Here is a 14,159-nt window from a genome sequence, read left to right as displayed (position 1 = left end):
CGGCCGCCTCAGATGGAAATGCCGTGCCTGGATATCCGTAGACGGCTGAGATTGAGCACTGGAATGTCCCGCCGGGACACCACACCGGACCTCCGAGCCCCGGCATCGCCGCTTGCCACACGATGCTTTCGCCGAGGCGGTCGCTGGCGATCTGGCACAGCATCCGGGCTCGCGCTTCTATCAGCCGGCCTCTCGCCGGGAACCCCGCGGTGGCGACGCGGTGATCTCCGGCATGGCTATGGTGGCCAAGCGATGGCTTGGGCGATGGCAACCGGTGGGCGCCAACGATCCCGGAGAGCCTTTCCTTCACGACGGATGAGCGCGCCATGGTCGATCGCCGGCGCCTGGAACTGCGTCGGGCGCTGCGGCATACGCCTGCAACCAGTGAAGACGAAACCAAGGCGACGCTGGTGGTGAGCAAGCTTCTGCTGGCCTAAGCGCCGGGCGGGATCACCGGCAGGCAGATCGAGACCAAGGGCGACCAGTATCTCGATGCCCTTGACGATGTGCCGACCTAGGCGACGATCGAGGCCATACGTCGCTGGAACCGCGGCGATTGCGGTGGCCGTCACAACTACAGCTTCGCGCTGGCACCAGCGGTGCTGTCGTCGATCGCGCGGTCAATCCGTGATGCCGTAGACGGCGCTACCGGCAAGATCGACTACACGGTCCTCGCGATGCTGACGGGTGGAGTGCTCGTGGTGATTTGGACGGGAATAAAGGTGCACGTCCTAAAGTAATGCGTCGTTTCGATATTCGGAAAACGTAGGAATGAACCCACTCATTGTCCCGGCATTACGGCGTCGGCACGATGACGCGTTTGCGACAGGCTTTGTGATGGGCTCGCGATCCGGACGGCCCTATACTTCTCGACAACAACCTGCGGACTGGCGAATCATGCCGCTCCATAGACCACGAGGCTCGAAATGGCCGGCGCAGTGACAGTCGATCCAACTGGAAATGATGACATTGACGGCCTCATTGCGGGAACGCGCTGGACCGGACAGATCACCTTCAGCTTTCTCGACGGCGTCAATCGCTTCGAGCAAGCGGATCGTTTTGTGCTGGGGGGGCTGCTGGCTGGAGAGTACAGCGAAACGCCCGTCGATGGTCCGCCGGTGACCATGACCACTTATGGCAGCGTCGATTCGCTGGTGAATGCCAAGATTTCCTACAAGGAGCCGACGCTCGACGGGCTGGGTATGCGGCACTACCCGCCGGGCGTTCTCAAATTCAGGGATGTGAACACCACTGATCTCTACAACACCAACGCACCTGGCGAGTCCGGCGAGGCGACCTTCGTCGGCATCCGCACCACTGGTGTTTCCGGGCGGCCTCAATTCTTTTCCGGGACCGAATTCAACAATTTTATCTATATGAAGGCCATCGGCGCGGCCCTGGGGTTGAAGTCGGCCTCCGAAACGGGCGGGGTGGCCGACGTCGCAGTGCCGGCAACCCACGATTCGTTCGAATTTTCGGTAATGAGTCAGCGCCCCTATGTCGGCGGTCCGATCTTTACAGGAAGAAGCTCTTATTACGCGATAAGTTCATTGGGGCTGCCGCAGACTTTCATGCCGCTCGACATCCAGGCGCTGCAACGGCTGTACGGTGCCGACTATTCCACCAATGCTGGCGACACCGTCTATCAGTGGAGCCCGTTAACCGGACAGATCATCGTCAACGGTGACAATTCGTTCACTGCTCCGCAGACCAACAAGATCTTCATGACCGTGTGGGACGGCGGCGGCACCGATACTTACGACCTGTCGAACTATTCCGGCGCAATGTCTATCGATCTCTCGCCGGGTGCGTGGAGCCTGTTCTCCCAGGCCCAGCGCGGGCTCATCAGCGAAAGCCGGCCTTTGGCGGGCGAACTCCGTTATGTGCACGGAAATGTCTATAATGCGCTTCTCTACAACGATAATCCGGCCTCACTGATCGAGAATGCCATCACCGGTCAGGGCGACGACACCCTGCGCGGCAACATCGCCAACAACGTGCTGAACGGCGGCGCCGGCGCCGACACCATGGCGGGCCTGACGGGCGACGACAGCTATGTGGTGGACAATGCCGGCGATGTGGTTACCGAGGCGGCGGGGGAGGGGACCGATCTCGTCTATGTGCGGATCGCCGACTACGTGCTGCCGGCCAATCTCGAGAACGCCAAGGCCGAGAACGGCTTCGGCGCCATCGATATCGGGGGGAACGCCGAGGCGAATGTGCTGAGCGGCAACGGCTCGAGCAACAAGCTCTATGGCGGCGCCGGCAATGACCAACTCTACGGCTTTGCCGGCCATGATCATCTCGACGGCGGCACCGGTTTCGACCAGATGAGCGGTGGTCGGGGCGACGACACCTACATCGTCGACAGTCTCTCCGACGTGGTCTATGAGGCGCCAAATGAGGGCACCGACACGCTGTGGACCTCGGTCAATCGCGGGCTCGACAACGACTTCGAGAACATCGTGCTGTTCGGGTTGGCGACCGATGCCGGCGGCAACGGCCAGGACAACATCGTCACCGGCAACGAACTGAACAACAACCTTTATGGCGGCGGCGGTTCGGACAGCCTTTACGGGCACGACGGCAGCGACCGGCTGTTCGGCGAGGATGGCAACGATTATATGACCGGCGGCAAGGGAACCGACGCATATTATAGCGGCGGCGGCTACGATTACGCGATCATCGAGGAGGGCGGCGGCGTCGACTATTTCGTCGACTGGAACGTGGCGCAGGATCGGGTAGTGTTCGACAGCGCGATCTTTTCCTCGATCGGTGCAGCGATGAGCGCGGCGTTCCAGAACGGCACGGATGTGGTGATCTGGGACGGCGGCGACGGCATCGTGCTGCAGAACGCCAAGCTCGCCGACCTGACCACCAGCAACTTCCTGATCACCTAACCGAGGAGCAAGGTGGACGGCCGCGAGACAAGCGGCGGTTCGAGGATCGGGGATACTTTCCCCTTCCGTCTCGTGCTTGCGGCGCTGCACCGGCGGGGTGCTCATCGTCACCTGGGCAGGGATCCGGGCACATGTCCTCAAGCCGTGAGCGACGGTTGGCGCGCGTCCTGCGCGTCCCCCGGCGCCGATCATGTCGTGCTCGACGTTCCGACCGGCATTGCCATCGTCGCGTGGCGACAACACCGCCCAAATACCGCTCATGGCAGGCCGGCCGAACTGCGCCGGGTTTGCCCGTGCGATCCTGGCAGCGTGCGATCTTGCGAGCCGAGGCGCAGAGTCTGACTTGCAGCGGCCGATGTCTTCGAGAGGCGAGAGGTGAAGTGCGTTTAGGCCGCTGTTTCGACCGCCGACACCTGGGCGGCGATCCGACCGCGAATGCTGGCCGGCAACTGGCGCGCGGATTTGATACGCGGGCGATCCATTTCGGCAATCGGTGCCTCGGGAGCCTCCTGCCAATTGTCGAAGCGGCGGCGGGTCACGTTGTCCACGAAGGTTTCCGCCGCTACCCCCTCCGCGCGGATGAGGGAGTGGTCTTCAAGTTCGACATGGTAGTAGACGAAGCTGGTCGGCATGTCGGTGTGGCGGGTGATGGTTGTGCCGTTCACCAGCGCCCCGGCGTGAACAAGAACGCCGTCGATCTCCAGCGCATGGTCGGGCGAGACATAGAGGTCGCGCGTCGGCAGGCCCTCGCCGAGGGCTCCGGCTGCGATACGGACCGGCATCACCCCGAGCGGATCGGCAAAGATTGTGGAGACGGTCTGACGGGCGAGCCAGTGGACCGGTTTCGAGGCGCCATCTGCTGTGAACACCAGATCGCCGGGCTTGAGCGTCTCGATGGCGACCTCGCCGACCGGAGTGGCGATCATCGTGCCCTCGAGAAAGCAGAGGACATATGGAGCCGGGTTGAGGGGTATAGTTTCGCCGGGAAGATAGTTGTTATCGCTCAACAGCCAAAGCTCAGCGCCGCCAGCATCGAAAAAGACATCGTTGCCGAAGCGGCCGGCATAGGGAAGCGACTCATCGATGCCGATAGACGGCACGGTAATTGTGGCATTTTCATCCAGCGTCAATGTCTCGTCCGCCGCCGTCACCGTGGCCTCGTCGAGTACCGTCGAGTCGAGGATCATCCCGGAACTGTCGGTAGCATAGAGGTAGGCAAAGGTTTTTGTGGCCATATCAGCGTTCCCTGCGTCGTCATGCCCGCGCAGAGAATGAAGCCAGGTGCTGTTTTGGTCTAGTTGGGTATCCTTCCGATCGGCTTGCCGTTGAACCCGCGATGTACAAGCCCATGCAGTCTGTCAGCCGCTGGGAGGCCGATTCGAGGATGCTCACCCTCACCGACATCGAGGGTGCGGCTCGGTTTCTGCTGACGAGATGGCCGGATGGAGCGGACACGACCTTGCACCGGGCTGCGCATCAGGCGGCGCTCGACGCGCTGGAGGCCAAGGTTTCGGCCGAGACTCCGGGCCAAGCTGGTGGCGGCGGCCGAGGAGGCGGGCATTCTGGCCTAGCCTTTGTGGAGAGCGCGGTAGTCGGCTTCGAGTCTGGCGATCTCTTCCGCGGTGAACGGCTATTCGCCCCGAAACACGCCGCCGCCCCGGATTTCGTAGGCTATCACTGGCCAGAAACGGTCGACGGGCGCCGCCGCTTCGTCCCTCGAATAGCCCATATCGGCTAGGTCGATGGCGCAGAGCCGGCGTGCGTTGATCTCAAGGTTCCGCACCTCGGCAACTGAGCACGCCCTGACGGACGTGTAGACCTTGCTGAGCCCAGTTGCACCACGCGAGATCGTCGCCTGTGTGAGATCACGCGGGAACCCGGCCACGCCATTCGACGTTCTGATGGCGCCGAGGAAACTCGGCGTCGTCATAACTGCCGCCCGTCCGGGGTAACGGCACCGGGCGGGCGTCTTTGTCGGGCTCCCGCATGTACACGTTGATGCAGCCGGTGACCGTCTGGGAAGCAACCTCGACCAAGCGGATATTGACCGATGTAGAGGGCGCCGCACGTTTCTTGCTGGAATGTTGGCCGGAGCAATATACCAACACGACGTTGCATCGATTGGCTCGTCAGCGTGCCCTCGAAGCTCTCGATAGGCACATTCCGGTCGCCGCATTCCGCACCGCGTTCATCGCGGCTGCCGAGGAGGCGGACGTGATGGCCGATCCGCCATCGCAGGGGCTGCGCCTCGGCTAGGCCCGTAACGCCGCCACCAGCTTGATCAGATCGCTGTGGTCCGCGACGATCACGGTCCTGCCGGGCGCCCTCGACGTAGTTGACTGTGAAGGCAATGCGAACCGCGGACTCCTTGTCGATCCTGGCGGATTGCGGTCGCGAGGTTGATGCCTCGCATACAAAGGCGATCGGCCGGCCCACTCGAAAAATGTCTGCAGGCTGCTGGATCCGGCCCTCTGTATCACTAGTGGAGCGATGGTCGGTCCTATCGCATTGATCGCGACCTGACTTGAAGTAAGGTTGACTTACTTTGGCATGTGGGGGGCGGCGGTATGTGGGCGAGCGTGGGCCGAGTCCCTGTCGATGGATGCGGCAACGGCCATGGATCAACGGCGCTACGCCGGCAGGTCGCATCTCGCTACTTCCGGCTGCTGACGTCCACAGCGCTGACCTCGGTGGCGCTGATTGGCCTCAGCGTGCCAATCGCGCTGGCGCAATCGGTGAGCGGGAGCGGCGACGTGTCGCCGACCGTGCCGTCGCCGCCGCTGCCGGCATGGGATGCCGGCCCGGTGCTGTCGGTGGGCATCGACGACGTGGGATCGATCGCGGTCGAGGATGGTGGGCAGCTTGTCAGCTCCGTCGGCGCGCCCGGTTTTGTCGGCACCTATATCGGCCGGAATGTCGACGGTATGGGCACGGTGGTGGTGTCGGGCGCCGATGCGGGCGGCACGGCCTCGACCTGGGAGAATGCCGGCTTTCTGTCGGCGGGCTATTCGGGTGACGGGTCGGTGCGCGTCGAGGAGGGGGGACGGATCACCAGCCTGTGGGCGCGGCTAGGCACCAATGTGGGCAGCACGGGTTCGGTCACGGTGTCGGGGACGGACGCCGCCGGCAATGCTTCGCGGTGGGAGACAGGCCCCATCATGGTGGGCCGCGCGGGCGCGGGTGTGCTTGCCATTGAAGGGGGCGGGCAGGTGGCGGTCGACGGTTCGTGGTCGTTGCTTGGCTGGCTGCCCGGCGCATCGGGCACGATGAGCGTGTCGGGGGCAGGCTCAAGCTTCACCGGGACCGAGACGTTCCGGGTCGGTTATCAGGGCACGGGCGCCTTGGAGATCACCGATGGCGGGCTGATGGAAACCGGCGAGACCAAGATCGGCTTCCGGGCCGGCTCGACGGGTTCGGCGGTGGTGTCGGGTACCGATCCACTCGGGAGCGCCTCGCGCTGGGAGAATGCGCAGGCGCTGGTGGTCGGCTCGCAAGGCATCGGCACACTGACCATTTCGGATGGTGGGCAGGTGACCAGTGCCGAGGGCTACATCGGCGAGGGCGCCAGCGGTGTCGGTGCGGTGACGATCAGCGGCGGAGATCCCAGCGGGGCTCCATCGGAATGGACCAATGCCGGCTTCCTCTCGGTCGGCGCCGCGGCCACCGGCTCGCTGACCATCGAGAACGGAGGCCGGCTGACGAGCTCCTTCGCTCCGCTCGATTTCGTCGGGACCTATATCGGCGAGCACGCGGATGGCGTCGGCAGCGTGACGGTCAGCGGCGCCGACGCGGCCGGACAGGTTTCAAGCTGGGAGAACAGCGGCTTCCTGTCGGTCGGGCACCTTGGGACAGGCACGCTGGCGGTGACCGATGGCGGCCGGGTCACGAGCGCCTGGGCGCGCATCGGCACCACGGCCGGCGGCGTCGGCTCGGTGACCGTCTCGGACGTGGGTGTGGATGGGACGGCCTCGCTTTGGGAGAGCGGCCCGGTCGTTGTCGGCGACCGAGGTATCGGGTCGCTGACCATCGAGCATGGCGGCCGAATGGAGGTCACGCCGAGCAGCACCCAAATACCCATGACCATTGGTCGTAGCGCCGGCGCTACCGGCGCGGTCACAGTGGCGGGAACCGGGCCCGATGGGGATCCCTCACTTTTGAGGTCAACCCAGACGATCGGCCTGAACGTGTATACCGCCGAAATTCTAGTGGGCGAGGCTGGAGATGGCTCCCTGACGGTTCGCGACGGCGGGCGGGTGGAAGGTGGAATTACCGCCGGATTTAGACGCCAATCGACCGGCACGGTGATCGTGTCGGGCACGGACGCTTTCGGCACGCCTTCGACGATAGACGGTCGCGCCGCGCCGGATGATGGATTGGGTTCTTGGACGAGTATTGGCAACCAGGGTACGGGTACGCTTATCATCGAGAATGGCGGCCAAGTCATCAACGGTTACATGGCGCAACTCGGTTTGCAAGGTACGGGCACCGTCGCCGTTTCGGGGACCGATGCCCGTGGCCGGGCTTCGCTGTGGGAGAGCGATAACATCTACGTTGGCGGAAAAGGCGATGCCGGGATGACTATTACCGGCGGTGGGCGCATCGCGTCCCATCGTGCACGCATCGGCCAGGGAAATCATTCGACCGGCTCCGTGGTTGTTTCGGGGACCGACGCCGCCGGCAATCCCTCGATCTGGAGCATCACGGAGGAGACGGACTACCCTGGTCCGTATGGCGGCGACCTCATGCTGGGCAGCAACACGTATGGTTTCGGATCCCTGCGCATCGAGGCGGGCGGCCGGGTTGAGGACATTTACGGCATTATCGGGGGGTATGGCGCCGGCGAGGTCACGGTGACCGGCACAAGCGCCGCCGGCACGCCTTCGACCTGGTTCAATTCCGATCGCCTCGTTGTTGGCTATCAGCGGCAGGGGGCGCTGACCATCGAGGACGGCGGAGAGGTCGTCAGCAGCAACGGCTTTATCGGCGGCTATCATGATGCACGCAATGGCGCCGACAGCACGGGTCAGGTGATCATCTCGGGAGCAAACTCGCAGGGCATGGCATCGCGCTGGCGAACCAATTATGTGGCCGTCGGAAACTATGGGGACGGAACAGTCGATATCCAGGCGGGAGGCAGGCTCGAGGCGCACGCGGCCAGCATCGGCGTTGAGGCGGGCGGTAACGGTCAGGTCAAGGTGTCCGGCACGGCTCAAAACGGCCGTGCGTCCACGTTGCACGCCGCACGGAATTTAGTGGTGGGAGACGCAGGCCGGGGGGCGCTTCTTATTGAAGATGGTGGCGCGGTTCTTTTGGATTTTGAGTCTCCCATGGTCATCGGAGCGCAGCCGGGGAGTTCTGGTTATGTCGTCGTGTCGGGAACTGACAGCGCTGGCAACCCATCGTCCTTGTCAGCAACCTATGGAGGGTTTCCGATCAATGTGGGCCGGGATGGACGTGGCGAACTGGTCATTGAGGAAGGCGCTATTGTGTACACCGCGCGCTCCGACATTGGCGGGGTGGACGGGAGTTCGGTAACCGTTACTGGGCGAAGCGATGATGGCACGCCCTCGCGATGGATAACCGATGAATTGCGCGTCGCGGGGAAACTCGTCATTGAGGATGGCGGCGTCCTTGAAACACAAGGTAGCACCTCGATTGAGGGCATCGAGGGCGTCGAGGCGACGGTCCGCTTCGACGAAGGGGCCGAGTGGCTCGCGTTCGGTCGTGTCATGGTAGGCGGTGCGGGGGCAGGTGCGCTCATCGTCGATGACGGACTGGTGGGCATCTCGGGTGATTTGTTCGTCTCGCAACATAATTCCGTCTCTCCAAATAACGGAACGGTGTACGTAACCGGCAAGGACGGCACGGTAAGTGCCGATAGGCTTGGAGTCGGCGCCAAAGGCCAAGTAACGGTAACGGATGGCGGTGGCGTATATATTAGCCATTCCGTTGAGATCGGTCAGGGCGGATCGAGCGGTACTGCAAATGTCATCGTGTCCGGCCGAAGTGAAAACAAGTCGTCAATGCTCAATGCCGGGTCAGAGTTCTGGGTCGGATCTACTCGTCCGGGCGAACTTAGGATTGAGGATGGCGGTTATGCTTGGGGTACAGAAGACCTTGCCATCATCGGCGGTTATGCTGCTGGAGCGGTCACGGTGTCGGGTGTCCATGCGGATGGTACACGTTCCGCTTGGGACGTTCAGGACCTTTATGTCAGCGGGCATGGAGCGGGCAGCCTGCTGATCGAGAAAGGCGGTAAGGTATCAAGCACGCTCGGCGTCCTGTCGAACGACGCAATCGTCGAATCCACTGATCCCGATGTTCCGGTGAACGATCCCACGAACGCCGGTCCGGCGACGGTGGTGATCGCCGGCACCGACGGTAGCGGAGGCAACGCATCGACTTGGTGGGCGGGCGAGCGGTTGAGCATCGGCGACACCGGCAGCGGTACGCTGACGGTATCGGATAGCGGTGCGCTGCGGGTGATGCCGGAATGGGACCCCGAAACGACGCCCGGCATAATCAGACTCGGGCGGGCAGCCGGCTCGTCGGGTACGCTGAACATCGGCGCAGCAGCGAACGCCGCAGCCGTCGCTCCAGGCGAGGTGGAAGCGAGCAGCCTGGATTTCGGCCGTGGCGCCGGCACGCTCGTCTTCAACCATACGAGCTACGACTATGCGTTCGCGCCAGCCTTGAACAGCGTGGGCGCCGGCTCCCACCGGATCGAGCAGCGGGCCGGCGTGACGCGACTGACCGGAGACGGCTCGCAATTTGCTGGCACCACGGTTGTGTCCGGCGGCACGCTGGTCGTCGAGGGCGCGCTGAGCGGAGGGGCGCTGCTGACCAACGGCCGCCTGGTCGTTGACGGCAACTTGAACGGCGATGTCTCGATGGGATCCTGGATCTCTGATGGCGGTGGCCTGGCGGGGCGGGGCACGGTCGCGGGCGATGTTGTGTTTGGCGAGGGCAATGTGCTGTCGGGACGGCAAGGCCAGACGCTGGCGATCACCGGCGATGCCGTTCTGCAGCAATACTCCTACATCGATGTTTCGCTCGGCGGCCCGTCGGGTACGCCATTGTTCGACGTCGGCGGCGATGTGACCCTCGATGGCTATCTGGACATCTACGATCTCGGCGGGTTCGGCGCCGGTGTCTACCGGTTGTTCGACTATGGTGGGACGTTAACGGACAACCTGCTCGAATTCGGCCGGGTTCCGCTGGAGGTCGGTCTGAATCAGGTGTCGATCCAGACCTCGGTCGCGCATCAGGTCAATCTCGTGGCCAGCGGCGACTATCCAATGGCCTTCTGGGACGGCGGCGTAGCGGCGCAACATGGCAACGGCATGGTCAATGGCGGGGCCGGGATCTGGAGCGCCAATCGTCCGAATTGGACGAACGCGGAAGGCACGACAACCGGTCCCTATCCAAATCCAAGCTTCGCGGTGTTTCAGGGCGCGCCGGGTACGGTCACCGTGGACAATGCACAGGGTGCCATCGGCGTCACCGGCATGCAGTTCGCCAGCGACGGCTACCGGATCGAAGGCGATCCTATCGCTCTGGCCGCTCCCGGCTATGAGCCGATCATAAGGGTCGGCGACGGTACCGAGGCCGGGCGCGCGATGACCGCGATCATCGCCTCCAACCTGACTGGCGATGTGAACCTCGTGAAGACTGATCTCGGCACGCTCGTCCTGTCCGGCATGAACACCTATACCGCTGGCACCTTCGTCGAGGGAGGAACGGTGTCGGTGTCGTCGGATGCCAATCTGGGCGCGCCCTCGGCCATCGTCCTCCTTCGGCAGGGTGTGCTGGCCACCACCGCCGACATGTCGTCGAACCGCGAGATAGCGGTCGGTCCGCTCAGCGCGATCGACGTGCTGTCCGCGACAACCCTGACCCTTGGCGGCGAGGTCCTGGGCAAAGATCTGCGTAAGACGGGGGGCGGCACGCTGTCGCTCACCGGTTCCCGACATAGATACACCGGCGTGATCGTTGAAGAGGGCACGCTGATCGGCGACGCCACCACGATCCGTGGCGATATCCGGAATGCTGGAACAGTGGTGTTCAACCAAGGGGCCAATGCGGCCTTTGCGGGCGATATCGAGGGTTACGAAGGTGTACGGGGCGAGATGGTTAAGCGTCGCCCTGGAGCACTCACGCTGACGGGATCCTCCTATCTGGACTGGTCGCTGGAGAACGGCGCACTGAGCACCTCGGCCAGCCGGTTCACCGGCGGGGTCGCTATCGGCCCGACCGCCACGCTGAACTTTTCCGAGGACGAGCGCGACGCCACCTATGCTGGCCGCATATCCGGCAGCGGTGTGCTGAACAAGCGCGGCGGCTACACGCTGACTTACAATGGTGACGGCGCGGACTTCTCGGGGCTCACCCGTATCGAGGCCGGCATGCTGTCGGTTGGTCAGAGCCGGTCATGGCGCGATGTGGTTCTTGGCGGGTCGTTCGATATCTGGGCGGGAGCGACGCTGACGGGTTACGGCACGGTCGGGTCTGGCGGGAACAGCACGGTGACCGTCCGCGACGGCGCGACGCTCGGCACCGATCTGACGGTGGATGCCGACGTGATCCTACAAGATGGCGCCACGCTCGCGATGGTACAGCCGGGCGAAGACAGGGCGCTGAAGGTGGCCGGCAGCGCAACGCTTGAGAGCGGCGCTCGGCTGGCGGTCGAAGCCTCCGACGTATCGCCGCGCGGCAGCTACACGCTGCTTGCGGCCGAGGGCGGTCTGACAGGCCGCTTCGATGAGGTGCAGGCCGATTTCGCCTTCCTCGACACCGAGGTCGCCTATGATTATGCCGCCGGCACGGTGGCGCTGGAGGTTGCGCGCAACGACATCGACTTCGCGTCGACGGCGGCAACGCCGACGCAGGCGGCGACGGCCGAGGCGGTGGAGAGCCTCGGCCTCGCGGCGGAGAACCCGCTCTATGACGCCGTGGCGCTGTTGCCGAACGATCTGTCGGCGATCCGTTCCGGTTTCGACCAGCTCTCGGGCGAGATCCATGCCTCGGCGCAGTCGGTGCTGATGCAGAACAGCCACTTCCTGCGCGACGCGGTGGCCGGGCGGCTGCGAGCGGCGTTCGGCGGGGTGGCGGCGCCGACAAGCCCGGTGATGGCCTATGATGGCGGGGCGGTGAAGGCCCTTCCCGCCGATACCGAACGCGGCGCGTTCTGGGCCTATGGCTTCGGCTCCTGGGGCAGCTTTGCGGGCACGGACAACGCCGCCTCGGTGAACAACGACGTTGGCGGCGTCTTCATGGGTGCCGATGCGCAGGTGCTGGAGAGCTGGCGGCTCGGCGTGATGGCGGGCTACTCCTCCGCTTCCTTCGACATTGACGACCGTTCTTCTTCCGGCGACGGCGCCGATTGGCATGTCGGCCTCTATGGCGGTACGCAGCAGGGGCCCGTGGGGGTGCGGCTCGGCCTTGCCTATACGTGGAGCGAGATCGAGACGGCGCGCGCGGTGGCGATCCCCGGCTTCTCGGACCAGCTGAACGGCGATTATGACGCCGGCGCGTTCCAGGCCTTCGGCGATGTCGGTTATCGCCTCGATGTCGGCACGGCATCCTTCGAGCCCTTCGCGGGGCTGGCCTATGTCAGCATCGACACGGATGGCTTCACGGAGCAGGGCGGGGCGGCGGCTCTCAGCGCGGCGGGCCAGGACATGGAGACGACGTTCACGACGCTGGGGCTGCGGGCCTCGACCACAATGGCTTTTGGAACCGGGGAGGTGGTGCTGAGCGGAGCGCTGGGCTGGCGGCATGCGTTTGGCGATGTGGTGCCGGCTTCGACGCTGGCCTTTGCCGGCTCGGACAACTTCACGGTGGCCGGAGTGCCGATCGCCGAGGATGCGGCGGTGGTCGAGGCGGGGCTCGATGTGAACCTGTCCGAGGCGGCGACGCTCGGGCTGGCCTATCAGGGCCAGTTCGGTGACGGCGTCACCCAGAACGGCTTCAACGCCACGCTCTCGGTGAGGTTCTGAGAAGCATCCTCGAGTGGGGAGCTTCGAACATCGCCTGGCCGATCTGTCGGCCGAACTCGCCAGCGTCGGGGCACGAACCCAATCGAGAAGCGCCCGGTGGATGAGCAGCCGCTGGCCGGCAAAATATGAGGCCGGGTTGGCGATCTGGTCAGCGCCGAGCAGCGCCGCCGTGCCTATGGCTGTGTCGAAGCGCGACGGCTCGGCGATCAACCAGGCGACGGGGTCGCGAACGGCGGGTTCGCCATTTTCGGTTGGCCCAGTCGAACCGGCGATTGGGCAGGAACGCGCATCTCGTCACGGGGAGAATGCCGGCATGGGCATAGACCGAACGCATGTCGATGCCGGTACCGCGCAGCTACTGCCTGCTTGTCGGCGCGTCGCTTCTCGCTGGGGTCGGTTCCCGGTGCCAGGACACGCTTCGCTTCATCTCGCCGGGTTCTTGCATCAGCGAGAGTGACCGAGGGATAGGTTCCGAGTGCCGATGTCTTCTGCTTCCTGGAAAAGCGGTAGGCGAGGCGCTCATAGCGGGAGCCGTTCTGATTGACGGGGACGTAAAGCCCACCGCCATCGGACAGCTTGTAGGGCTGCTCTTTGCCTTTGGCATTCCGCACGGCGGTATCAGTCGGCGGCATGTTGTTGGTATCTGCGGGACCGTTGGATTTCATGCCCTCATATGTGCCAACAGATTTTTGGATGCCGACACACTCCTGCGGACGGCAATAGACGTCAGCGCGATACTGACCTGTGACTTTTCAGGGGGGGCCGTCCTTCAGTGCATCTCTGCAGACTTCAGGGGACGGTAAAATGGTGGGCCCGGCAGGACTCGAAAGTTTTTGAAATATCTATGGAATTTGGAGTTGGTACCAACATCGATACCAACACCTTTGGTGCGGTAGGAGACCTTCCACAGATTTCGTTAAAAATGGGGACAGACGCCGAGCCTGCCCCTAGGCCATCCCCGAGTCGGGTATGCTGCCCACTCACTTGGAGGTCAGCTTATGAGCCAAGAATCCCGCTTCGTCGCAGTCGTCACCAACGACGGAAGCACTGATACATATGTGTTCCACGGCGCTGTGACGCTTGATGATGTATTTAAGCAAATCAACGAGCGTCGAGTGATGTACAAGGTCAGTGGATTCTCGATTCACCGCGATGAGATGCTGAACCCACCGTTTCACAGCCGAAAGGATCCTTTTGTTCGACAGCAAGAGAGTTCTGCAGAAGCGGAAGGTTAACGGGTGAGATTGAGGCTCCGGAGATG

7 protein-coding genes are annotated in these 14,159 nt (G+C 63.7%); 5 read left to right on the top strand and 2 right to left on the bottom strand.

The window, feature by feature from the left end; genetic code table 11:
- Window positions 1–926: 926 nt before the first annotated feature.
- Window positions 927–2,900: a M10 family metallopeptidase C-terminal domain-containing protein gene (locus tag KHC24_RS17175; protein ID WP_213364543.1), complete on the top strand. Its 1,974-nt coding sequence runs from the start codon at window positions 927–929 to the stop codon at window positions 2,898–2,900.
- 386 nt (window positions 2,901–3,286) lie between these two features.
- Here KHC24_RS17175 and KHC24_RS17170 read toward each other — a convergent pair whose 3' ends face one another.
- A complete protein-coding gene (locus KHC24_RS17170; RefSeq protein WP_213364542.1) occupies window positions 3,287–4,135 on the bottom strand; it encodes a Hint domain-containing protein in 849 nt (282 codons plus the stop codon).
- A 101-nt stretch (window positions 4,136–4,236) separates the two neighbouring features.
- Between KHC24_RS17170 and KHC24_RS17165 the strand changes: the two genes are divergently transcribed.
- The 3 genes from KHC24_RS17165 (at window position 4,237) to KHC24_RS17155 (ending at window position 12,898) form a co-directional block, all read left to right on the top strand.
- A complete protein-coding gene (locus KHC24_RS17165; protein ID WP_213364541.1) occupies window positions 4,237–4,638 on the top strand; it encodes a DUF982 domain-containing protein in 402 nt (133 codons plus the stop codon).
- 248 nt (window positions 4,639–4,886) lie between these two features.
- On the top strand, window positions 4,887–5,156 hold the full coding sequence (locus tag KHC24_RS17160; protein ID WP_213364540.1) for a DUF982 domain-containing protein: 270 nt from the start codon (window positions 4,887–4,889) through the stop codon (window positions 5,154–5,156).
- A 497-nt stretch (window positions 5,157–5,653) separates the two neighbouring features.
- Complete coding sequence (locus KHC24_RS17155; RefSeq protein ID WP_213364539.1) at window positions 5,654–12,898, top strand: autotransporter domain-containing protein; 7,245 nt, start codon at window positions 5,654–5,656, stop codon at window positions 12,896–12,898.
- Window positions 12,899–13,104: 206 nt separating this feature from the next.
- On the opposite strand, the gene KHC24_RS17150 is transcribed toward KHC24_RS17155, so the two are convergent.
- Entirely contained in the window at window positions 13,105–13,563 is a 459-nt protein-coding gene (locus tag KHC24_RS17150; RefSeq protein WP_246547091.1) for an Arm DNA-binding domain-containing protein, read from the bottom strand.
- 333 nt (window positions 13,564–13,896) lie between these two features.
- On the opposite strand from KHC24_RS17150, the gene KHC24_RS17145 reads away from it, so the two are divergent.
- Complete coding sequence (locus KHC24_RS17145; protein WP_213364538.1) at window positions 13,897–14,133, top strand: hypothetical protein; 237 nt, start codon at window positions 13,897–13,899, stop codon at window positions 14,131–14,133.
- Window positions 14,134–14,159: the final 26 nt, after the last annotated feature.

The sequence above is a fragment of the Ancylobacter defluvii genome (assembly GCF_018390605.1).
Taxonomy (GTDB): domain Bacteria; phylum Pseudomonadota; class Alphaproteobacteria; order Rhizobiales; family Xanthobacteraceae; genus Ancylobacter; species Ancylobacter defluvii.
Note: the sequence above shows the minus strand (reverse complement) of the source record. Positions and strands in the feature narration are given on the sequence as shown.